At 55.0% G+C, this 21,692-nt stretch carries 19 protein-coding genes; 12 read left to right on the top strand and 7 right to left on the bottom strand.

The genetic code is table 11. From position 1 onward, the window contains the following. Positions 1–25: 25 nt before the first annotated feature. From QQ91_RS15145 to QQ91_RS15160, 4 genes are all read right to left on the bottom strand, one after another. Positions 26–301, bottom strand: coding sequence for an HU family DNA-binding protein (locus QQ91_RS15145; RefSeq protein WP_166275820.1), 276 nt, complete (start codon positions 299–301; stop codon positions 26–28). Positions 302–537: 236 nt separating this feature from the next. Continuing rightward, complete coding sequence (locus tag QQ91_RS15150; protein ID WP_201277127.1) at positions 538–1,527, bottom strand: metallophosphoesterase family protein; 990 nt, start codon at positions 1,525–1,527, stop codon at positions 538–540. Between the two features lie 111 nt (positions 1,528–1,638). Then, positions 1,639–3,060: an IctB family putative bicarbonate transporter gene (locus QQ91_RS15155; RefSeq protein WP_166275822.1), complete on the bottom strand. Its 1,422-nt coding sequence runs from the start codon at positions 3,058–3,060 to the stop codon at positions 1,639–1,641. Between the two features lie 111 nt (positions 3,061–3,171). Then, entirely contained in the window at positions 3,172–3,852 is a 681-nt protein-coding gene (locus QQ91_RS15160; RefSeq protein WP_166275824.1) for a response regulator transcription factor, read from the bottom strand. A gap of 206 nt (positions 3,853–4,058) precedes the next feature. Between QQ91_RS15160 and QQ91_RS15165 the strand changes: the two genes are divergently transcribed. Further along, positions 4,059–4,475, top strand: a complete 417-nt coding sequence (locus QQ91_RS15165) for a hypothetical protein (protein WP_166275826.1) — start codon at positions 4,059–4,061, stop codon at positions 4,473–4,475. Between the two features lie 29 nt (positions 4,476–4,504). Here the strand turns inward: QQ91_RS15165 and ychF are convergent, their stop codons facing one another. Beyond that, positions 4,505–5,596: a redox-regulated ATPase YchF gene (ychF, locus tag QQ91_RS15170; RefSeq protein ID WP_166275828.1), complete on the bottom strand. Its 1,092-nt coding sequence runs from the start codon at positions 5,594–5,596 to the stop codon at positions 4,505–4,507. A gap of 134 nt (positions 5,597–5,730) precedes the next feature. Here ychF and QQ91_RS15175 point away from each other — a divergent pair, with 134 nt between their 5' ends. From QQ91_RS15175 to QQ91_RS15205, 7 genes are all read left to right on the top strand, one after another. Continuing rightward, positions 5,731–7,254, top strand: coding sequence for an aminotransferase class I/II-fold pyridoxal phosphate-dependent enzyme (locus QQ91_RS15175; RefSeq protein ID WP_166275830.1), 1,524 nt, complete (start codon positions 5,731–5,733; stop codon positions 7,252–7,254). A 68-nt stretch (positions 7,255–7,322) separates the two neighbouring features. After that, a complete protein-coding gene (gene cbiT, locus QQ91_RS15180; RefSeq protein ID WP_166275957.1) occupies positions 7,323–7,928 on the top strand; it encodes a precorrin-6Y C5,15-methyltransferase subunit CbiT in 606 nt (201 codons plus the stop codon). Positions 7,929–8,001: 73 nt separating this feature from the next. Next, a complete protein-coding gene (locus QQ91_RS15185; protein WP_236095905.1) occupies positions 8,002–9,834 on the top strand; it encodes a DUF3370 domain-containing protein in 1,833 nt (610 codons plus the stop codon). A gap of 32 nt (positions 9,835–9,866) precedes the next feature. Next, entirely contained in the window at positions 9,867–10,607 is a 741-nt protein-coding gene (pgl, locus tag QQ91_RS15190) for a 6-phosphogluconolactonase (RefSeq protein ID WP_166275832.1), read from the top strand. 200 nt (positions 10,608–10,807) lie between these two features. Next, a complete protein-coding gene (locus tag QQ91_RS15195; protein ID WP_166275834.1) occupies positions 10,808–11,500 on the top strand; it encodes an FHA domain-containing protein in 693 nt (230 codons plus the stop codon). 4 nt (positions 11,501–11,504) lie between these two features. After that, the gene (locus tag QQ91_RS15200) at positions 11,505–12,803 is read left to right on the top strand and encodes an FHA domain-containing protein (RefSeq protein ID WP_250833371.1); all 1,299 of its coding nucleotides are present in this window, start codon (positions 11,505–11,507) and stop codon (positions 12,801–12,803) included. After that, positions 12,803–13,714: a histone deacetylase family protein gene (locus QQ91_RS15205; RefSeq protein ID WP_250833372.1), complete on the top strand. Its 912-nt coding sequence runs from the start codon at positions 12,803–12,805 to the stop codon at positions 13,712–13,714. The genes QQ91_RS15200 and QQ91_RS15205 overlap by 1 nt, the downstream gene beginning before the upstream one ends. Before the next feature lie 62 nt (positions 13,715–13,776). Here QQ91_RS15205 and QQ91_RS15210 read toward each other — a convergent pair whose 3' ends face one another. Beyond that, the gene (locus tag QQ91_RS15210) at positions 13,777–14,649 is read right to left on the bottom strand and encodes an MBL fold metallo-hydrolase (RefSeq protein ID WP_166275838.1); all 873 of its coding nucleotides are present in this window, start codon (positions 14,647–14,649) and stop codon (positions 13,777–13,779) included. A gap of 132 nt (positions 14,650–14,781) precedes the next feature. Between QQ91_RS15210 and fbp the strand changes: the two genes are divergently transcribed. From fbp to opcA, 4 genes are all read left to right on the top strand, one after another. Beyond that, positions 14,782–15,852, top strand: coding sequence for a class 1 fructose-bisphosphatase (gene fbp / locus QQ91_RS15215; RefSeq protein ID WP_166275840.1), 1,071 nt, complete (start codon positions 14,782–14,784; stop codon positions 15,850–15,852). Between the two features lie 83 nt (positions 15,853–15,935). Next, on the top strand, positions 15,936–17,084 hold the full coding sequence (gene tal / locus QQ91_RS15220) for a transaldolase (RefSeq protein WP_166275842.1): 1,149 nt from the start codon (positions 15,936–15,938) through the stop codon (positions 17,082–17,084). Positions 17,085–17,227: 143 nt separating this feature from the next. Then, a complete protein-coding gene (gene zwf / locus QQ91_RS15225) occupies positions 17,228–18,757 on the top strand; it encodes a glucose-6-phosphate dehydrogenase (RefSeq protein ID WP_166275844.1) in 1,530 nt (509 codons plus the stop codon). A gap of 136 nt (positions 18,758–18,893) precedes the next feature. Beyond that, the gene (opcA, locus tag QQ91_RS15230; protein ID WP_166275846.1) at positions 18,894–20,270 is read left to right on the top strand and encodes a glucose-6-phosphate dehydrogenase assembly protein OpcA; all 1,377 of its coding nucleotides are present in this window, start codon (positions 18,894–18,896) and stop codon (positions 20,268–20,270) included. A gap of 168 nt (positions 20,271–20,438) precedes the next feature. Here opcA and cpcD/petH read toward each other — a convergent pair whose 3' ends face one another. Beyond that, positions 20,439–21,614: a bifunctional rod-capping linker CpcD/ferredoxin--NADP reductase PetH gene (cpcD/petH, locus tag QQ91_RS15235; RefSeq protein ID WP_166275848.1), complete on the bottom strand. Its 1,176-nt coding sequence runs from the start codon at positions 21,612–21,614 to the stop codon at positions 20,439–20,441. Positions 21,615–21,692: the final 78 nt, after the last annotated feature.

Below are 21,692 nucleotides of genomic sequence, written 5' to 3' on the forward strand. Positions count from 1 at the left end.
GTTTCCGTTGCCCATGAACGATCCCTTAGTTCGCAACTTGATCTTTAAATAATTTTCCGGCGCTGAAGGCGGGCACCGTGGTTGCAGGAATCGTTAAGGCCTTACCAGTCTGAGGATTGCGTCCGTTTCTGGCTTTGCGCTCTCTTGGTTCAAAACTGCCAAACCCTACCAGGGTCACCTTTTCTCCTTCGCTCACGGTATCCATAATGGTGTCCAGGGCCACGGTCAGTACCAGGTCAGCCTGCTTCTTCGTCACGCCAGATTTATCCGCAATTGCATTGACCAGATCTGCTTTATTCATAGCTACTCCTCACATGTGTCCAGAGGATTTTATCCCATGTCAACAAAAAATCAAGGGCAAATCGAACCTATTCTATTCTCAGAGGTCAATTTAGCGGCTATCGGCCCCCAGAGACCGGTTAAGAACTGCTGACATTCCCTCCTGCATGTCTCGGCCTTGTACGCTTGAGCCCCATCCTCCTCAGCCAGCGGAGAGTCCCCTTGCATCTCGATTTCAGTGAATCCTCCGCACTCAGGTCAATCAGCCTGTCGGTAAATGGTGCCGTTCAGACCTGTAATTTGGCTGGGCAAAGTCCGGTGATCCACAATCTCCAGCGTGGCCAGGTTGTAGGTCGTTGTGCGGGTGCGCCGCAGGGCTAAATAAATATCCACCACGCTCATGGATTTATAGGGTGCTAGGGTGCTGCCCATCAGCGATCGCGGCCCTCCTCCTAACGCGCCCGCATAGAGAAGGTGCAGTTTCCCCTTTTCTGCGGGGTAGTAGGCATGGTGATGACCACTGATGTAGGTGTGAACACCGTGGCGCTCCAGCAGGGAGCGGAGCGCTTCCGCATGGTGAAGCACCTCACCGGGCTTATTTTTTTGCTCAGCCACAGCGTAGAGAGGAAGATGCCCAATGACTAGCCGCACCGATTCGGGGGGGGCTTGCGCCAGGCTAGATTCCACCCAGTCAAGCTGATTGCGAGAAATTTGAGCCGTTGAAGCGTCCCAGACCAGACAAAACAGGTGCTTGAGCTGAAAGGTGTAGTAGAAGGGAAAATGGGCGGCATCCACAAAGTTTAAGCCACAGGCCTGCCGCGATCGCTGCCAGTAAGATCGAGCCAGATCGCGATCGCGGGCAAAGGTGTATTGCCCGCTGGCGGTTTGAAACCCAGAGGCGTCGTGGTTACCCAGGGTAAAGCCAAAGGGAATCTGGGCCTGCCGCAGGGGAGTGGCGACGGTGCGATCAAAGGCCGCCCACATCTGCTGCACCTGATCCGTTGAGAGGGCCTTCGACTGGGCCGCAATCATATCTCCCCCGCACAACACCAGTTGCGGCTGCCAGTCTGGAATGATCGCGAGGGCGCGGTGAACCTCAGGGGCATAGGTGGTGGACCCGTACTGACTATTTAGATCGCTAATCACCACGATACGCACATCGCCCCGCCGGGGATTGATCTGACCATGGGGCAAGCGGGCTATTCCCCCCTCGGCTTGAACCGGCTTAGAGGCGAAGAGCGCACGCAAACGATCCTGGGCCAGGTTGCCCCACCTAGCCCCCCCATATCCCAGAAGGCAGGCCCCCATCCCTCGCAGTAGCGATCGCCTTGAAATCACACAAGCCTCCCCATCCCTGATTCAACTTGCCTCTGAGACATCTTGGAGGCCCCCGGAGTTCGGGACCTGAGCCGCCTGCTGACTTCCCTGGGTCCCATAGCTAAACACCACAGCCACCAATAGCCACCAGACCGTGGCCACCTCAGGGCGATACCAGACCGTATCGACAAATCCATGGACTAGCATCCCCGCCATGGCGGCAAGGGCGCCCACGAGCAAAAACACCGAGGAATCTTGCTGCTCGCGAATCTGGTGCAGTCGCGTCAGGGCACGGCTAACCAGGGTCAGGAGAAACCAGAAAAAGAGGGAAAACCCAATCAGTCCTACCTCCACCATCAGCTCCAGGTAGACGGAATAGGCCCCGAGGGCGCTGTAGTTGGGCCGTTGATAAAGGGGATAGATCCGGTTAAATGCAGAATTTCCCGGCCCAATGCCTAACCAGGGGCGATCGCGAATCATTTCCCCCACGGAATTCCAGACATTGATCCGAAAGTTATTGCTACTGTCTTCTCGCCCCGCAAAAACGCTCAAGGCTCGGTCCCGAAAAGCCGAGGAAAAAAGCAGCCCCAGAACAATCATTGTCACCAGAGTCCCAATAAACATGGGAAAGACTGAGACACGCCACAGTGGTGGGAGAAGCGGCAAATACCAGTAAAGAATTAAAATTCCCATGACAAACACCGCCAGGGCCGCTCCGATCCACCCCCCTCGACTTCCCGTTCCATACAAACAAATCAGATTGAGAGCGGTCATGGTGGCCGCCAACAACTTGGGCAGCCAACCGCGCCAGCGAACCAAAACAGCCAGCCCCAAGGGAATCGTCGGTAAGAGATAGCCGGCCAGCAGGTTTGGATTCCCCAAATAGCTGTAAACGCGAGTTTGATCAGCCGTGGGGGAGGTGGGATCAACCCAGGTAGCCAGGGCTTCTGCGCCAAACAGATACTGGCGAATGCCGTAAACGGTCACAAACAAGGCTGTGAGCAGATATACCGTGGTCAGGACCGATCGCCACTGGGGAAATCGCATGAGCCGCTCCATGAGCAAAAACGCCAACAGATACAGGGTCAACTTCACCAGTCCCACCGCCGCCGCTCCCTTGACCGGGGATTGAGCCGTCGCCAGACATGCCACAAACCAATAGGCCATCAACAGCAGGTGCGCCGGAATGAAACGCTGACCCATAGGCCGATCATCGGCCAGGGTCAGCACCAGCCAGAGAGCACCGCAGCCAAGGGCCAGCAGCCCCGTGTAGGTATTGCTCACCAGAGGAGCAACAATAAACATTGCGCTAACCACCAACAGCGCCATCGGCTCCAGCCAGGGAACCAGCAAGCTTTGGGATCGCCAGGCGTTGAGCAGACCAATCCCGCGAAGGAGAAAGCTATGTTTGGCCCAAGTTTGAGCTGGAAACTGGGCCAGGGTAATGGATTGCCAGAGATTCATTAAGACAACTATTGAGCCGATTCAATCATCCACATCGTCAAGCATGCCACGTTTTGCCACTGCAGCAGAATTACCATCCTCAACAGGTGCCCGGTCTGGCTCGGCGCTGACCTACTTGGCCAGGCCATTTTCCAGGGCAAAGCGGACCAATTCTGTGCGGCTGTTGGTTTCGGTTTTACTAAACAAACGGCTGACGTACTTCTCGACGTTGCGAACGCTGGTATTAAGCTGACTGGCAATTTCCTTATTCATCAAGCCCTGGGAGACCAACTCCAGAACGCTCTGTTCTCGAGGTGTAAAGTCAATCTGAAGTTCGGTTTTTTGACGAGATAACTGGGGCTGATTTTTAAGAATTGCACGAATTTCAGCCACCTGATTGGCTAACTCTTCAATATCTGTGGTTGACCCCTCCGTGAGCTGGGAATGTCGCTGAATCAAATTGCTGACCACCGCCACCAGCTCGTCTGGGTCAAAGGGCTTGGATAAATAGGCATCCACACTGGCCTGGTAGCCCTCAATGCGATCCTTGGTCATCCCCCGAGCTGTCAAAAAAACCACGGGCAGTTTTTTAAATCGCGGGTCTTCGCGCATTTGCTGGAGAAATTCGTACCCGTCCACCTGAGGCATCATGATATCGGAGATAACTAAATCTGGGGTGCGACGCTCAAGCATTTCCCAGCCCATTTTGGCATTGCTGGCGACATCAACGGTAAAGCCACTATCTTCCAGATAGGCTTGGACCGCTTCTCGCAGCCCAGGTTCATCATCTACAAGCAGCAAGTGAGCCGACATGTGCTACCCTCCCAAATCGCTAGAGTCCTGACCTATGGTGATTTTACAGAATTTTGATCGGCCTTCCACTATCGCCGATCCGCTGGAGTCGTGTCCGAACAGATCCCAAGCCCGCGCGAATGCAGATAGAATCAGCAGGGGATCAGCAATCCCCCCAGTTTTCTCCACTTTGCTTTCTACAGAATTTTGAACTGAAGAATTTGTTCATGCAGCTTGAATTTATTCCCGTCGAAGAATTTTACTTTGCCCTAACCCTATGCTGTAAAACCCTAGAAGAGTTTGGCACCCCTGACCTGGCAGCCCAGGTGCAGGTCATTCTAGCCCAGCGCTACGGCCAGTCCTCTACCGTGGCGGCAGCCAAGCAAAATACGTTTAACTATACGTTTCGAGTGCATGGTGCCGACCGCGAGACGTCCAATCCCTGGATTGCATCGGTCTCAGATTGGCAGGGCAAGGTGCGGCTGAGCAGTGATTTTGGCTGGCAGCTCAATGGCGATCGCAAGCCCGTGCGAACCGATCAGTTCGAGCAGCGCGGCAGCTTCTGCCAGGCCCTTAAACAGCATCTGACCTCCGAACTGGGACTGCCGCTCACCGCAGATCAAGGTCTCCAGTCCCAAACTTAATCCGGGCAGGGGCTATCCCTTCACAAGGGCTATACATTAAACCGAAAGAGCATAACATCTCCCTCTTGCACCACGTAGTCCTTTCCTTCACTGCGCACCAGCCCCCTATCCTTGGCAGCAGTCATGGAACCGCAGTCGACTAAATCTTGGTAGGCCACGGTTTCGGCTCGGATAAAGCCCCGCTCAAAGTCGGTGTGAATGACGCCCGCAGCCTGGGGAGCTTTGGTACCCAGACGAATGGTCCAGGCGCGGGTTTCTTGAGGGCCGGTGGTGAAATAGGTTTGCAATCCTAACAGTTCATAGGTGGCGTGAATCAGAGATTGCAATCCCCCTTCTTCCACTCCCAGGGAAGCCAAAAAGTCCGCCCGATCCTCCGCGGGCAGATCTACAAGCTCGGATTCCACCTGAGCCGAGACCACCACCACCTGGGCCTGATCCGGCTGGGCGATCGCCCTGACCTGATCCACCCAATCGTTGCCCCCCGCCAGATCCTCTTCCGACACATTGGCCGCATAGATAATGGGCTTGAGGGACAACAGCCCCAGGGAACGAATCAAGTCCTGATCCTCAGCCTCCAGGCCAGCCTGTCGGGCTGACTTCCCGTCGTTCAGGAGGGTTTGGAGTCTTTGAAGGACCGCCAACTCCGCCTGAGCATCCTGGCTGGTGCGCGCCAGCTTTTTGACGCGATCAATGCGTCGATCCACTTGGGCGAGATCGGCCAGGGCCAGCTCTAGGTTAATCACCTCAATATCGCGCTGTGGATCCACCGACCCCGAAACATGAATAATATTTTCATCATCAAAGCAGCGCACCACATGGACAATGGCATCCACTTCCCGAATATTGGCCAAAAATTGATTGCCTAGGCCCTCTCCCCGGCTCGCCCCCGCCACCAAACCGGCAATATCGACAAATTCAACCCGCGTGGGCACTGTCTCCTTGGAGCTAGAAAGATGGGAGAGCACCCCCAGTCGCTCATCGGGGACAGCCACCACGCCCACATTGGGCTCGATGGTACAGAAGGGGAAGTTGGCGGCGTCAGCCTTAGCATTGGCCACTAAGGCATTAAACAGGGTTGATTTTCCGACGTTTGGCAACCCTACAATTCCGGCTCTCAGCATAGAAACAATCTTCTGATGAATTTAACCCATGGGTTCACAAACCAACGCCTCTGTCACCAACGCCTCTGTGCCTCCATCAGGCTGCATAGACCGTTTGCACAAAGGCGCTTATCCCCAAAAGCTTGAATTCATCCATGATATCAACTGTTGATCAAAGTCGAACGCCATTACTCACCGCGCTGCTACAGCAGGCAACAGCACCCCATCTGCGCTTTTATACCCCGGGTCACAAGGGGGGCCCCGGCAGTAGCGCCCAGATGTTAGCGGCCTTTGGGGCGGCGGTATGCCGCGCGGATCTCCCGGAGCTGCCAGGCTTTGACAATCTCTTTGCACCTCAGGCCTCCATTCAAGCCGCGCAGGAACTAGCGGCGGCGGCCTTTGGCGCTGACCACACCTATTTTCTCGTAAATGGCTCCTCTGGAGGATTAATGGCTGCGCTGCTCAGCGTATGTCGGCCGGGAGAGGAGGTGATTGTGCCACGCAACAGTCATCAATCAATCCTGCATGGGCTGATTCTAGCCGGAGCTAGGCCCATCTGGATGTGGCCCAGCAGGGAGGAGGATATTGCCCACTGCCTGACCCCAGCCGCCCTGGCAGCGGCCATCTCTGCCTACCCCCAAGCAAAGGCCGCGATCGCCATCTCCCCGTCCTACGAAGGCGTCTGCGGCAATGTAGCGGGATTGGCGCGGGTAGCTCACCAGGGCGGTATTCCCCTGATTGTGGATGAAGCCCACGGTCCCCACCTGGGGTTTCATCCGGCCTATCCAGCTTCAGCCCTCTCCCAGGGCGCTGACCTGGTGGTGCAGTCAACCCATAAGGTGCTCAGTGCCTTTTCCCAAGCTTCCATGCTGCACTGTCGGGGCCATCGCATCGACCGCCATCGCCTCCAGGCCAGTCTCCGCATGATCCAAACCAGCAGCCCCAGCGCATTACTGCTGGCCTCCTTAGATGCCGCCCGGCAGCAGTGGGCTACCCAAGGTGAACCCATCCTGGAGGCGGCCCTGACCATGGTCCGGCAGGCGCGCCGGCAGATCCAGGCCATTCCCAACCTGGATCTGTTAGCCCCGGCTCCGGATGTCGGCGATCCAGAACAATCGGGCTTTGTGGCCCTGGATCCGCTTCGCCTCACCATCAAGACCCAGGGGCTGGGAATAGACGGCTTTCACTTCGATGATCAGCTCGCCAGCCGGTTTCAGATTCTGGCAGAGCTACCAGCTCAGAACCACCTGACCTTTACCTTGGGACTGGGAAATAGCGCTGCCGATCTAGATCAGTTGGTTCAAGCCGTTCAAACCCTTTGCAGCGATTGGGCCGAACAGCAAAATCACACCCAACAGATCTCGCGATCCCCTCTGCAAGTCCAGAAAGCCTCCTTCCAGGATCCGCTGACTCCCAGGCGATCCACCCTCACCCCTCAAGCAGCCTTTAACGCGACCTCCCAAACCGTTCCCTTAGAGAGGGCGGTGGGTCGGATCAGTCAAGCGCTAGTTTGTCCCTACCCTCCCGGCATCCCAATTTTGTTTCCCGGAGAGACCATCACGGCGGAGGCGATCGCCCAGCTTTGCCAAACCCGAGAAGCAGGGGGCTTCATTGTCGGCGCCGCTGATGCCCCGGCCACCTCACTTCAAGTGATAGGCTTTGATGAAGCCCAGCCCTAGAGACACCCTCCCGCTAGATTTCCTGATAACGTCCTGTTTTCATGCTTGCTCATTGTGCTTCTTTAAGTATGCGCTACACCATTTGGCCCTATGCCAGCCCAGGTATTCCTGATCAGCTTTTTGAAAGACTTCCGGGTATTCCCCTCACCACCCGCGAAACTCGCCTGCTGATCCTTTCCCAACTGCGACTGGACCCCCAATCCATCATCTGGGACATCGGCGCGGGCACCGGGACCATCCCAGTAGAAGTGGGACGACTGTGTCCTCAAAGCCACATCGTGGCCATCGAGCGCGATGAGGAGGTGGCCGCCTTAATTCAGAAAAATTGCGATCGCTTTCAGGTCAGTAACGTGGAGGTCATTGGCGCGAGCGCGCCCCAATGTCTGGCCCAGCTCAAGGCGCCCCCGCATCGTGTCTGTATTGAGGGGGGGCGATCCTTCAAGGAGATGATGACGGAGGTTTGGCGCTTTCTTCGACCCGGAGGCCGGGTTGTGGCCACCGCCTCTAGTCTGGAGCATCTATACAACATCTCGGAAACCTTTGCTCAACTCCAGGCCCGAAACATTGAGGTGGTTCAGTCCGTCATCAATCGCCTGGAGAATCGGGGCATTCGGCAAACCTTCTCTGCCGTTGACCCGATTTTTATTCTGAGTGGAGAAAAAATGGAACCCTAGCGCCAGAAGGCTGCATTCCTTAGGGTATACTGTGCTCCAGCCAATTTTTCAAGGGTAACATAAACGGTTCTGCATGATTTCATTGCTCGCGATTCTGGCTTCGGTTCCGGCTCTTGCGCCTGATCTTCCTCCAACTCCTTCCCAAGAAACCTGGCAGATCCCAACTCCGGAGGTAGACCCTTCAGACCTCTCCCCAGAATCAGACCTCTCCCCAGAATTAGCGCAGCGCCTTCCTTCCTCCTTGGCGACCCCGCAGGAGATTTCCCCATCGGTCCATCAACCGCCTCTCCCCTCAGGGCTCTGCCCCCCGATGGCCCCCGCCTCTGACGGGAAGGGCGGGCCAGCAGGACTAGGACCAAAAGCGCTAGGGCCAGAAGCAACCGGACCCCAACAGAACTGTCCCTCCCCAGTCCTCCTCTCTAACCGCCAGATCTCGGATCCCTCCACGGTCTCCCAGGCCCATGATCCAGTCCTGGAACTGGCAAAGGGAACAAAAACGCCGCCTCCGCCTAAACCCACGCTGTATTCGGTTCCTCAGGAAATTCGTCCCCTGCCTGGAGAACTCGATGAGGTTCCTGTGTTTAACAGCAATAGTCCAGAAGTGGTCCGGGGTTCAGGCATCCTGCTCTCCACATTTCCGCCAGACGAGATGCAGTACCCGGATGCCCACCTGGATTTTGCCTTCAAGGGTCGGTTTGATATCTTCGCCCACCATATTGCCCGCAGCGATTATCCAGAGGACACTCCAACCCCTTATCTGGGCATTTTGGTAAAAAACGGCAGCTCCCGGCGCTCCACCGTGGTGGATATTCTGCAGGCGGCCAGCTATTTGGGCACGCCCGATGCCCCCTACATCGACTTACCCAGTCGAACGCCCAACAATCTGGGACGAGTCTATTCAGGTCCGGGCGATCGCGTGAGTAACGTGATTCTCCGGGGCGTCCGTCAGAGCAACTGGCCCGCCAGGATCTCCCTGGCCCCCGATGAAACCATTATGCTCATGAACCTGCCCCTGCCCCTGCCGACCCTGGGACGCCCGATCAAGAACGGTTCAGACGGACCGCAGCGACGGATCATCCAAGCCCAAGCAGCCGGGAAGCCCCCCCGAAAGCGCGTGGCCACCCCCTCCTCCAACGCCCGCTCAGCCCTGATTCGGCTCAAGTCTGAGGGGAAAGTGTATGTGGCCAGTATGGCCATGCTGGCGCCGGTGGCCGCAGACGGCCGGGAACTGATCCCCACCAAGGCGGACTGGGAAGACCTTCTGCGCCGGAGCGATGTCCTAAGGCCCCGAGACCATCCCCCCTCGGATCTCAACAGTCAGGCCGAAAAGTTTTACTACGGTCGAGTGGCAGGGGTAAGCCGAGGATCCAACTGGGAAACCCAGATTACCGACTCTCGCAAGCAGAAAAAGCTCACCATCCCCGCCCCCGGAAAATCCTTTTCCTATGGAATTAGCACCCTCCAGCGCGGCACCTTCGGCACAGGCCAGATTCAAAGCGCGCCCATGCTGGTTCGCTATCCTGATACGGCCTACTTAGCCCATGGCAACTACGGGGTCCATTATCAGCTGACGTTGCCGCTGTATAACCCCAGCGATCGCCCCCAACAGGTCAATCTGATGCTGCAAACGCCGGTTAAGCAAGATGACTCTCAGCAGGCTTTGCTGTTTTATCACAACCCCCCCCCGTCCATTTTCTTTCGGGGAACGGTGCGATTGCGATATAAAGGGGATGATGGAGCACCTGCGCTTCGATATCTTCATCTGGTGCATCGGCGGGGCGAAGCCGGACAGCCACTTCTGACGCTGAATCTTAAAGCAGAGGAATCTCGCCTAGTCACGGTTGACTTTTTATATCCTCCCGATGCCACTCCCCCCCAGGTGCTCACAATTCAAACCCAGCCCTAATCTTCCCTTCGTTTTGGAGACCTCCCTGACCTATGGCTGCACGGCTGCACATTTACCCATCCCGTGAAGAGGTTATTGATCGAGCGCGACAGCTCATTTTGGATAAAGCGGAGGCTGCGATTCAGCAGCGGGGACGGTTCACCCTGGCGCTGTCGGGGGGAAACACCCCTAAACCCCTCTATGAAGCCTTGGCTCAAGAATCGCAGCCTTGGGAACGGTGGCATATTTTTTGGGGCGATGAGCGCTTTGTCCCGGCGGATCATCCCGATAGCAATCAGGGCATGGCTCGCGACGCCTGGCTCAACCAAATCCAGATTCCCGCTGAGAATATTCATCCCCTGGAGACTGAGGCTGCGACCCCCGCAGCGGCTGCAGCGGCCAACGAGGCCCATTTGCGCGAGTTTTTTGCTGCCGCTTCACCGCAGGAATGGCCCCGCTTTGATCTGATGTTGTTGGGGATGGGCGAAGACGGCCACACCGCCTCGCTATTTCCGAAGACCGCAGCACTTCAGGTATGCGATCGCTGGGTTACGGTGGGGCAAAAGGCCGACCAACCGCGGCTCACCTTGACCATCCCGGTTTTAAACCAGGCCAGATGCGTCCTGTTTGTGGTCGCCGGTGCCGATAAAAATCCAATTCTGCAGGAGATATTTGCTGACTCCTCGGCTGTGGCGGCCTCCTATCCGGCTGCGATTATTCAGCCGGAAGGAGAACTCCTTTGGATGCTCGATGGCGAGGCTGGGGCAGGGCTAGGACAGAATGGACTGAACTGACGGGCGTTCCTTGCGATGAGAAAAAGCGCAATCCTGACTGCAACAATGGTTCAAAGAAACAGAAGGTTTCACCTTGCCTAATTCGCTCCCCCATGAGCTTTCTGGCGCAGTTTTTGTTCACAATAGTTTTAGATCCGCTACCACTGCCTACGGATCATCGCCAAGGTATCCTGAGAGCCAAGGATTCGACGTCTCCCTGTATGATTGTCTGCCCTAACTGCCTGTACCAAAATCCCAACGGTCGCCAGCACTGCGAAGCGTGCTGCGCTAAACTGCCCAATGCCGTCAGCTGCCCTCAATGCGGGCAGTCCTGTTTAGTCGATGCGTTTTTTTGTGGCTGCTGTGGTTTCGTGCTAGCCCCCGTTGACACAGCACCCCCTCCCTTGGAAGACAGCGCCTCATCGACCCTCACACCCGTGACGACGGCCTCTGGGCAGTCAACCACGATACCGCCTACGCCAGAGTTGAGTCTAAAGGTTGTTCCGGAAAATAATCCGCGAAACTGCCGTGAGACCTTGATCATGGATAATATTGTGCTGTCGGACATTCCCAAATTAGAGATCCCCCAAGTCGCCTACCTTTATCACTGGCAGTCAAAATCAAAGCTCCATCTCAATGGGGAACAGTCCGTATTTAAACTGGGTAAACGCAGCAAAAAATCGACGCCGGACATCAACCTGGGACATTTGAGCCATTCAGAGGTAATTTCCCGCCACCACGCCAATATTTTTCGCAAGGATAACCGTTTTTATATTGAAGATGTCGGCAGCGCCAATGGAACCTATCTCAATAATCAGCGGATTTCCTGCGGCGACAAACATCCCCTGCAAGCCGGTGACAAAATTTCCCTAGGGCGAGGCAATTTGGTTACCCTCATTTTTGAGTTATCCTGATTCAGTGATTACAATTACTTTGCTTCATCCAGTTCAATCCACCCCCGTTCAAAGTTGGTCCTTTGAGCGAGATCAGACCGTGCGAATTGGTCGGGCCGTGGACAACAACGTGGTGCTCTACAGCGCAGTGGTCTCTAGGCACCATGTGGAACTGCGGTTTGAACAGGGGGGGTGGCATCTGCACAACCTGGGAAGCAACGGCACCTTCATTGACGGCAAGAAGGTCGAGACCAAGCGGCTCCAAAACAACGACATTATTCGGCTGGCCCGCTCTGGACCGAATATTAAAATTCAGATTAACCAGAGTCTCCCGCCCCTGGCCTCGGCCACCCCGTCCCAGCAGCAAGGATCTCCGTTGCCGGAGTCACCCAAGCGCACGCAAATTGAATTATCTTCGAAAAACAATGGGGAGGCCGCAGCGGGTGAAGGTTCGCGATCTAGTCCCCCTCAGTCAGCACAGACAACCGATAGCGATCGCTCTGCCCCTGTCAGCGTTCCAGCCTGTGATCACAGCCGCACGCCACCAACCTCACTCATCTGCATTGATTGCGGAGAACCTCTGCAGGTCCTCTCCACCGTGGGTGAGTACAAAATTTTGAAGGTGCTCGGTCCGGGGGAACAAACCTTCCAAGCCTGGAAAGACAAAAAAACCTTTATCTTAAAGACTCTGCCCCGTAATCGCCAAGAGAGTCCTTCCCGACGCGCGGAGTTTAAGGCGCAACTGGCCGCAATTTTAGGGCTCAATCACGGGGGTATTCCCCGGATGGTGGAGGCGTTTGACCAAGATGGGCTGCCCTACCTGGTCTACGAAATGGTCTATGGTCAAAGCCTGGAGCAGTGGCTATCGGAGCGCGGACCCATTTCTGTTCCCCAAGCCATCGCCTGGGGCTGTGAACTGGCTCATATCTTGGATTATCTTTCCCAGCGAAACCCGGTGGTTGTTCATGGCGCCATTAATCCAGCCAATATCATTCGACCCACCATCCCCCATGGCGCTCACCACCTGATTTTGGTGAACTTTGGTCGCTGCGCCTGTGATTTCGGCTACCCTGGCCTGACAGACCAGGTTGAACCGTCGCCGCACTTGGATATGTTTGGCTTAGGACTGACTCTGATGCAGCTGCTCACCGCTAAGAGCCCGGATGCCTTTTTTCGGGTGGGAGATAGCGGCAGTGAGCTGAGCGGAGAAGGCCTGGCGCACCTGCCAGGCAAGGTCAAAGACCTCATCCAGAAGCTGATCACTCTGGAGGAAGGGTTTTCCAGTCCCGCCGAGGTCACCTACCAACTTCAACAGCTGGTCTAGTGGCGCCCCTCCCCCTGGTCTATCATCCAGATTACGGGGTGCCATTGCCGGAGGGACATCGCTTCCCCATGGCCAAGTTTCAGCGTCTCTACGAAACCCTCTCCTTGCAGCTACCGGGACAGTTTAGGGCGTTTACACCGCACCTTCCCCTGCAAACAAGCCTGGAGCTGGTTCATGATCCTAACTTTATTCAGGACTATTGCCTTGGCACGTTAGGAGCCCAGGAGCAGCGACGCATCGGGTTACCTTGGAGCGAAGCCTTGGTCAAGCGAACCTTGACGGCCGTGGGGGGCACCCTGCTCACCGCTCGTTTGGCCCTCACCCATGGGATTGCCCTGAACACCGCAGGCGGAACGCACCATGCCTATCCCACCTTCGGATCGGGATTTTGCATCTTTAATGACTTTGCGATCGCAGCGCGGGTCCTGCTGGAGGAGGGAAAAATTCAACGGGTCCTCATTCTGGATCTAGATGTGCATCAAGGGGATGGAACAGCCTATATTTTTGCCCAGGATCCAAGGGTCTTTACCGTCTCAATTCACTGTGAGAAAAACTTTCCCCATCGCAAACAGCCCAGCGATCTGGACTTGGCCCTTCCAGAGGGCACCAGTGACCAGCGCTATCTCAAGACCTTACGCGCCAATTTACCGACAATTTTGACCCTCAGTCAGCCCGATCTAATGCTCTATAACGCCGGCGCTGATCCCCATCGGGACGATCGCCTGGGCAAGCTAGCCCTCACGGACACCGGGCTGTTACAACGCGATTGCCTGGTGCTTGATACCTGTCGTCAGGCCAAGCTACCGGTGGCCTGCGTGATTGGCGGCGGATACGACCGGGATCTTCAGCGGCTGGTGAATCGGCATGCGCTCTTATTTTGGGCTGCTCACCATGTGTTTCAGACACCCTGAGTGAAATCCCATGGATCGGGGATGGATGGAGCCCTGATGGATATTTAATCCGATAAATCAACTCAAGGTTGATACATCCAATGGATACACGCTTGCAGATCCTGATGCATCGTCTCCGCAGGCGCGTAGTGGCGTCGACCGTGCCCTGGCAGCAGCCATTCAAAGGAATAGTTGAGAAGCTTTTGGGTAGAGGATTTGAGCTTTTCCCAGGAGTACCAGCAGTGATTTTTAAAGGCAATGATTTTATTCAGGGAATCGGACCAAGCCAGGTGATCCCCGGTGAACAGGTAGCGATCTTGGTACAGCAATACCGTGTGACCTTGCGTATGGCCCGGCACTGGAATGATCAGCAAATCCGGGCTTAGCAGCCAGGGCTGATCTCCCTGGAGAGGCCGCTCAATCCCTTGGGTGCTCGGAGTCAGATCGGCCTGGTGCAGGATGCGATCGCAGCCAAAATGATCGTGAAATTTTTGATGATCGGCCACATCATCTCGATGGGTCAAGTAAAGATAGCGGACCCCGCCCCGCTGCTCCAGTTGCCGCACTAAGGGGGGTGCAAAGCGGGGAGAGTCCACAAGGACATTTCCCTCAGGGCGCTGAATGAGATAGCTGGCAGCCCCATAGGATTGTTCAGAATGATAGCCACAGTGATAAACCGATCCCGCAATCGGCAGTGGAAACTGCTGCTGCACAGCCTTAATCCGGGGATCACGATCCTGGGTTCCAATGGAAGCCGTGGGGCAGGAAAGCAGGGCCTGTAGCGCCTTTTCATGGGCTTTCTGACCGGTGGGCTGCTGATATACTGCGGATTGACCCGCCTCTCGGTGGAACACCTCCGGGGCCATCCAGCGGCAAGTATCGCAGTCAATGCAGCTGGTATCTACATAAAACGCTCCAGAAACATTTTGCGGTCTGCGGTGCTGAAGATGCGCCATGGTATCTTCCCCGAATTGTTGTAGTTCAGTTAAAGCTTAACCCCATTCTTATTTTCACTGCCTAAGATGGAACAGTAACGAGCCTGATTGGCCGCCACCTAGCATCCTTCCCACTCGCCAAAGGTGCTGAATATGCCTGATTTCAACCATCCCACTGCTCTCAAGGAGGATATCCATACCTTAGATCGCGATTGCACCACACTCTCGCGTCACGTTCTAGAACAGCTCCAGAGTTTTGGTCCTGAAGCCCAGGACCTCAGCGCAATCATGACGCGCATCGCCCTCGCTGGTAAACTCATTGCCCGGCGGCTCAGCCGGGCAGGACTAGTGGAAGGGGCCCTGGGGTTCACTGGGGATATCAACGTCCAGGGTGAAGCCGTAAAAAAAATGGACCTGTACGCCAACGAGGTGTTCATCTCCGTGTTCAAGCAGAGCGGGCTGGTCTGCCGACTGGCCTCCGAGGAAATGGACACCCCCTATTACATTCCTGAAAACTGCCCCATTGGCCGCTATAGCCTGCTCTACGATCCCATTGATGGATCTTCCAACGTGGATGTCAATCTCAACGTTGGCTCTATTTTTTCGATTCGCCAACAGCAAGGAGATGATCCCCAGCACAATGGTCAGGATCTCTTACAAGATGGCCACCAGCAGATTGCGGCGGGCTATATTCTCTACGGTCCCAGCACGGTCCTGGTTTACTCCATTGGGCGGGGCGTCCACGTATTTAACCTCGATCCCAGTCTGGGAGAATTTATCCTGGCCACCGAAAACTTAAGAATTCCTGATCATGGGCCGACCTACAGCGTAAATGAGGGTAACTTTTGGCAATGGGATGAATCGATGCGCGACTTCACGCGCTATGTTCATCGCCACGAAGGCTATACGGCTCGCTACAGTGGGGCCCTAGTGGGAGATATCCATCGCATTTTGTTTCAAGGGGGAGTCTTCCTCTATCCCGGCACTCGTAAACAGCCGGAAGGAAAGCTGCGATTGCTCTATGAATCTGCCCCCCTTGCCTTTTTGGCTGAGCAAGCCAACGGGGCCGCAAGTACAGGATACCAGCCACTGCTGGAGGTAGTTCCCACCGAACTCCACCAGCGGACCCCGCTGATTATTGGCAGTCGCGAGAATGTAGCCCTTGTAGAATCTTTTATCCAGGAACGGACCCGCCTAGAGCAGGATCGGATCGGACTTGGGTAACACCGGGTTTAGATTCGAAAAAAAGCATTAGAACGGAAACAGCAAGCATCATTTGCCGTAATTGTTAGAGAAAGGATGTAACCATGACTAGCGCAACCAATCCCATTTTTGGGATCACGGCTCTTGGACAAAGTATTTGGATGGATAATCTGAGCCGAGATCTAATTGAGTCAGGCGATCTCAAACGGATGATCTCCGCCGATGGGATTCGCGGGATCACCTCGAATCCTGCCATTTTTGAGAAGGCGATCGCCGGTAATGCCATCTATGACGGCGATATCGAAGCCGGCATCCGGGCTGGAAAATCTGTGCTGGAAATTTATGAATCTCTGACCTTTGCCGATATTCGCCAGGCCTGCGATATTTTTCTCCCCCTTTATCAGGAAAGTCAGGGCAGCGATGGCTTCGTCAGCATCGAGGTTCCACCCACCATTGCCAAGGATACCGACTCAACGATTGGAGAGGCACGCCGCTATGCGGCAGAAATCAATCGCCCCAACGTCATGATTAAAATTCCTGGAACGCAGGAAGGGCTACCTGCTGTGGAGCAAGTCATTCGGGAGGGAATCAATGTCAATGTCACTCTTCTGTTCTCTTTGCAGAGCTACATTGAGACCTTTTGGGCCTATATCCGGGGGTTGGAAGGTCGCCGGGAGGACGGCAACGATATTTCCCAGGTCGCTTCCGTGGCCAGTTTTTTCCTGAGCCGCATTGATACCAAAATTGATCAGCAGCTAGAGAACAAGATCGCCGCCAGCGACGATCCCCAGCATCAATCCGTCCTAGCTCAGCTAAAGGGAAAGGTGGCGATCGCGAATGCAAAGCTTGCCTATCAGGCCTACAAGGAGATTCTCCAAACCGATCGCTGGCAATCCCTGGCCCAGGATGGGGCAAAGGTGCAGCGCCTGCTATGGGCCAGCACCAGCACCAAGGACCCCAGCTACAGCGATGTGATGTATGTAGATGAGCTGGTGGGGCCTGATACCGTCAATACCCTTCCCCCCGACACCATCGCAGCCTGCGAAGACCACTGCGCCGTCGAAAGTCGGGTGGAGAGCAACCTAGAAGCAGCGCACGAGGTCATAGATCAGCTAAAATCGCCGCCGGTGGAGATTGATCTTGACCGGGTGATGGCCGAACTGCTTGAGGAAGGAATCGATAAATTTGTTCAGCCCTTTGAATCACTGCTCAATTCCCTAGAGCAAAAAGCACAATCCCTGGTCACCACCTAGTTGCCCTCACCCAGTTCCGTCCTCATGGTTGGTCAAGACTCCTGCACCCAAACATCCTGATGGGCAGGGGTTTTGACCCGGGTGAAGGATTTCCGTTTAGGCCAACTTTGTCCGTCCACCCCTAAACCTCCATTCGTAACATTATGGTTTCGTTAAGTGAAAATCCACTGCGTGTTGGTCTTCAACAAGAGCGGATTCCTGAACCCCAGATTATGGTGATTTTTGGGGCATCCGGCGATTTGACTCAGCGGAAGCTGATCCCGGCTATCTATCATCTCAAGTGCGATCGCCGTTTACCGGCCGAGCTGACCATTGTGGGTGTGGCCCGTCGAGACTGGAGCCACCAATACTTCCGCGATCATTTGCGCCAGGGCATCGAAGAATTCTCCGATGGCATTCAATCTGAAGATCTGTGGGAGGATTTTGCCGCAGGCCTGTATTATTGCTCCGGCAATATGGATGATCCTGCTGCCTATGAAAGGCTCAATGAATTGCTGAGCGACCTGGATGGTCGACGGGGCACCTTTGGCAATCGAGTCTTTTACCTGTCCGTGTCTCCTAAATTTTTTGAACCCGCCATTCGCCAGCTCGGGGCAGCTGGAATGCTAGCTGATCCCATAAAGACGCGACTGGTCATCGAAAAACCGTTTGGTCGTGATTTACAAACGGCCCAGGCCTTAAATCAGGTCGTGGGCCAGGTTTGCCGCGAGGAGCAGATTTACCGCATTGACCACTATCTGGGCAAAGAGACGGTGCAGAATCTACTAGTGTTTCGCTTCTCGAACGCAATTTTTGAGCCCTTATGGAATCGTCAGTTTGTAGACCATGTGCAAATTACGGTCGCAGAAACCGTCGGGGTGGAAGATCGGGCGGGCTACTACGAAACCTCCGGGGCTCTGCGGGATATGGTTCAAAATCACATCTTGCAACTGCTCTGCCTCACGGCCATGGAAGCGCCCAATAGCCTGGATGCCGATAGCATTCGCAATGAGAAGGTCAAGGTGCTGCAGGCGACGCGCCTGGCCAACCTTGACACCCTGGAATCCTCCGCCATTCGTGGCCAGTACAGCAGCGGCTGGATGAAGGGAAAACCCATTCCAGGCTATCGTGAGGAGCCTGGGGTCAGCGATACCTCAACCACGCCCACCTACGTGGCGATGAAACTGCTGATTGATAATTGGCGATGGCAAGGGGTTCCGTTTTATTTAAGAACGGGCAAGCGCTTGCCCAAAAAAGTAACCGAGATTGCCATTCAGTTTCGAGAGGTGCCCCATCTTATTTTTCAATCGGCGGCTCGACAGGCCAATCCCAACGTGTTAGCCATGCGGATTCAGCCCAATGAAGGCATTGCGATGCGCTTTGAAGTCAAGATGCCGGGGTCAAGTCTGCGCACACGCCCGGTAGAAATGGATTTCAGCTACGGATCCACCTTCGGAGAATCCTCTTCCGATGCCTACGACCGACTCCTGCTGGACTGTATGCTGGGGGACCAAACCCTGTTTACCAGGGCGGACGAGGTGGAAGCGGCCTGGCGGGTCGTGACCCCAGCGCTCGCGGCTTGGGATCAGCCCTCGGATCCAAACGCAATTCCCACCTACGAAGCGGGCACCTGGGAACCCGAAGCCGCAGAGCGACTGATTAATCTAGATGGTCGCCGCTGGCGACGGCTTTAAGGCCAGCGAAGGGGAGCAACCCCTCAACCCATCGGGCGCACCCAGGCTGCGGTAAGTTTTCGCTAAATTATCAATATTGGTTTGCGCGCTATCTCCTTTCTCTGCGTCCCCACCCTATGAGGTCACCATCTAAGTCATGTCTCAACAAACTTCCCCGGTTGTCCCCCTGTTAACGCCCAAGGAAGTCTCGATTAATCAAATTCAGACCGAGCTGAATCGAATCTGGGCAGAGCAAACCGCTAAAGCCAACGGTAGCGGACCAGCAGCGGTACGAGCAACCACCTTTAGTCTGCTCGTGTATGAACCTGCCCAAACCCAGAGACTGCTAGCTCAACTGGGCTATTATTCCGGTCCCGTGGATGGCATCTTTGGTCCGCGCATGAAGGTGGCGCTCCATGCTGCCCAGAAGGATTTTGGACTTCCCCAAACCAATCATGCCACCGCAGAACTCCTACAGCGCCTGCGGCAAAAGGCACAACAGCAACCTGTCCAGACCTCGTCGGATCCCCAAACCTTACCTGTGTTTAGCCAAGATTCCGACGGGTCAGGCATTGCGGATTTAATTGCGAATCAGAACCCCTGTCGAGTGGTCTCGCTCTTTCCAGTGAATGATGCAATGGATGAGGAGGGCGCAGATCTGCGAGCGGAGGTAGCGGCTTACTGCCCAGTCCAAAAACAGCGAAATAGCTTGATTTGCTGCGAATATATTACCCTGAGCGGGACGCGGCGATCGCTGGAGAATATCACCACCTTGATCCAGTCGCTGTTGATGAACGACTTACCCCGGTTTCTGTGGTGGAAATCTGATCCCGATCAGTCGGAGGAATTCTTTCAAAAGCTTGCTCGCTCTTGTAACGGCGTCATTTTTGACTCTAGCTCCTTCTCCCAGACCCAGGAGGGATTAATTAAAATGTCTCAAATGGTTGAGCAGGGTCTTAATGTGGCCGACCTGAACTGGAAACGTCTTGCAGCCTGGCAAGAACTCACCGCGGAAGCCTTTGACCCGCCCTCTCGCCGCAGCGCCCTCCTGGAAGTGGATCGAGTCACGATTGACTATGAGGCGGGGAACCCAGCCCAAGCCCTACTGTTCCTCGGATGGCTTGCCAGCCGACTGCAATGGCATCCTACGGCCGTTGTCCAGGAAGAAGGCCCCTACAATCTGCTCACGGTGACTTTTCAAAACCCTCAACAGCGTCAGATACAGGCGGAGCTAGCCGCACTTCCTGTGGCGGATGTGGGCGAAATTGCCGGGGATCTCATTGATCTCAAACTGGCCTCAACCAATCTAGAGGCGGACTGCTGCACGGTGCTGTGTTCTCAAACCACAGGCTGTATGCGGATGGAGGCCGGTGGCGGGGCACAGTCCTGTCGTGTTCAACAGGTGACGCCCCTGACGGACCAGAAGTCAGAAGTGCTGCTCAGCCAGCATCTCCAGCGGTGGAGCCGGGATGTTCTGTTTGAAGAAGGGCTTGCGGTCAGCTGTGCAATTTTGCAGCTCATTGCCTTGGCCTAGGCCTTCACCCAAACAGGTAGAGCGTTTTAGGGAAAAGGTGGCCTGAGCATAAACTAAGGCCCCCCAGCCTACTCCCCCCCCCACAATAACGCCCCCATCTCAGATGAAACGGGGGCGTTTATTTATCAGGAGAGTCAGCGGATAGACGATGAAGCGCTGATGGTATCCCTAGTAGGTTTCAACGTGCCAACGATGGGCTTTCTTGAGATCTCGAACGTAGGAAGACCAGTCCACGCCATTTTTCGCAGCGGCCTTGGACATACCTTCGTCAATGCCGCCCTCCATTCCCTTGAGTCCACAAATGTAGGTGTGGGTATTCTCCTGCTGAACTAGCTTCCAAAGTTCATCAGCGTTTTCAGCAATTCGATCCTGAATATACATCTTGCCACCCGCCGCATTTTGCTGTTCGCGACTGATGGCGTAGGTTAGCTTGAAGTTTTCAGGATACTGAGATTGCATGGCCTCAAGGTCCTCTTTGTAGAGGATATTACCGGTGTAGGCGCAACCGAAAAATAACCAGGCTAGTCCCTTGAACTGGTAATCTGGATTATTTTCCTTAAACATACGCCACAGAAAGGCCCGGAAGGGAGCGATTCCGGTTCCAGTGGCCATCATAACAATGTTTGCCTCAGGGTCATCCGGGAGAAGCATTTCCTTGCCCACTGGGCCAGTAATTTTCACCCCTGCGCCAGGCTCAAGGTTACATAAAAATGTGGAGCAAACCCCCTCCACCAACTCACCTGTTTCAGGATGGTTGTACTCCAGCTTACGCACGCACAGAGAAACCGTCTTATCGTTGAGGTCATCACCATGCCGGGTTGAGGCAATGGAATAGAGACGTAATTTATGGGGCTTGCCGTCTTTATCGGTGCCGTCGGGAATAATCCCAATGCTTTGGCCTTCAAGATAGTGCAAGTCGCCACCGGACAAATCAAACTTCAGATGTTTGACGGTTCCTGTCCCCCCCTCGCGAACCAGTTCTTCATTGGAGAGACATTTACCCACAAAGGGATCCTTGGGGCGATAGATATTAACCGGAACCTTGCTCTCTGCCTTCTTGCTTTTCGGAGCAGCAGCGGCCTGGGCAGTCGCTTGGGGCGCAGAACTATCAGCACTCATCGCTGCAACAGCGTCCCCTACAGGCTTAATGCTTAGAATTTTTCCGCCCATTTGCTGTATCTGCCGCATCATCTGGGACATGCGGTCGTAGGGGACCTTGATGGAGGAAGGACCACTCTGACGAAGGGGGGAGGAGACCTCTCCACCATTGCGACGAAGCCCCGTTACCTCAAAAATAAATAGTCGACCCAGGGACGTAGAACTGCCAGAACCAGTACTGAACATTATGAACAAATATCTCCGAATCTAAGCTGCTTTTGCTAATTAAAATTTCGCAATAAAATGCTGCATCGATCAAGTGAT

The organism is Lyngbya confervoides BDU141951 (assembly GCF_000817775.3).
Classification (GTDB): domain Bacteria; phylum Cyanobacteriota; class Cyanobacteriia; order Thermosynechococcales; family Thermosynechococcaceae; genus Lyngbya; species Lyngbya confervoides.

What these genes read in the sequence shown, in the direction of transcription:
- QQ91_RS15175 (WP_166275830.1), top strand. Translation starts at nt 5,731, where the DNA reads ATGATATCAACTGTTGATCAAAGTCGAACGCCATTACTCACCGCGCTG.
- QQ91_RS15165 (WP_166275826.1), top strand. Translation starts at nt 4,059, where the DNA reads ATGCAGCTTGAATTTATTCCCGTCGAAGAATTTTACTTTGCCCTAACC.
- QQ91_RS15160 (WP_166275824.1), bottom strand. Translation starts at nt 3,852, where the DNA reads ATGTCGGCTCACTTGCTGCTTGTAGATGATGAACCTGGGCTGCGAGAA.
- QQ91_RS15145 (WP_166275820.1), bottom strand. Translation starts at nt 301, where the DNA reads ATGAATAAAGCAGATCTGGTCAATGCAATTGCGGATAAATCTGGCGTG.
- cpcD/petH (WP_166275848.1), bottom strand. Translation starts at nt 21,614, where the DNA reads ATGTTCAGTACTGGTTCTGGCAGTTCTACGTCCCTGGGTCGACTATTT.
- cbiT (WP_166275957.1), top strand. Translation starts at nt 7,323, where the DNA reads ATGCGCTACACCATTTGGCCCTATGCCAGCCCAGGTATTCCTGATCAG.
- pgl (WP_166275832.1), top strand. Translation starts at nt 9,867, where the DNA reads ATGGCTGCACGGCTGCACATTTACCCATCCCGTGAAGAGGTTATTGAT.
- QQ91_RS15155 (WP_166275822.1), bottom strand. Translation starts at nt 3,060, where the DNA reads ATGAATCTCTGGCAATCCATTACCCTGGCCCAGTTTCCAGCTCAAACT.
- QQ91_RS15195 (WP_166275834.1), top strand. Translation starts at nt 10,808, where the DNA reads ATGATTGTCTGCCCTAACTGCCTGTACCAAAATCCCAACGGTCGCCAG.
- ychF (WP_166275828.1), bottom strand. Translation starts at nt 5,596, where the DNA reads ATGCTGAGAGCCGGAATTGTAGGGTTGCCAAACGTCGGAAAATCAACC.
- zwf (WP_166275844.1), top strand. Translation starts at nt 17,228, where the DNA reads ATGGTTTCGTTAAGTGAAAATCCACTGCGTGTTGGTCTTCAACAAGAG.
- tal (WP_166275842.1), top strand. Translation starts at nt 15,936, where the DNA reads ATGACTAGCGCAACCAATCCCATTTTTGGGATCACGGCTCTTGGACAA.
- QQ91_RS15210 (WP_166275838.1), bottom strand. Translation starts at nt 14,649, where the DNA reads ATGGCGCATCTTCAGCACCGCAGACCGCAAAATGTTTCTGGAGCGTTT.
- opcA (WP_166275846.1), top strand. Translation starts at nt 18,894, where the DNA reads ATGTCTCAACAAACTTCCCCGGTTGTCCCCCTGTTAACGCCCAAGGAA.
- fbp (WP_166275840.1), top strand. Translation starts at nt 14,782, where the DNA reads ATGCCTGATTTCAACCATCCCACTGCTCTCAAGGAGGATATCCATACC.
- QQ91_RS15185 (WP_236095905.1), top strand. Translation starts at nt 8,002, where the DNA reads ATGATTTCATTGCTCGCGATTCTGGCTTCGGTTCCGGCTCTTGCGCCT.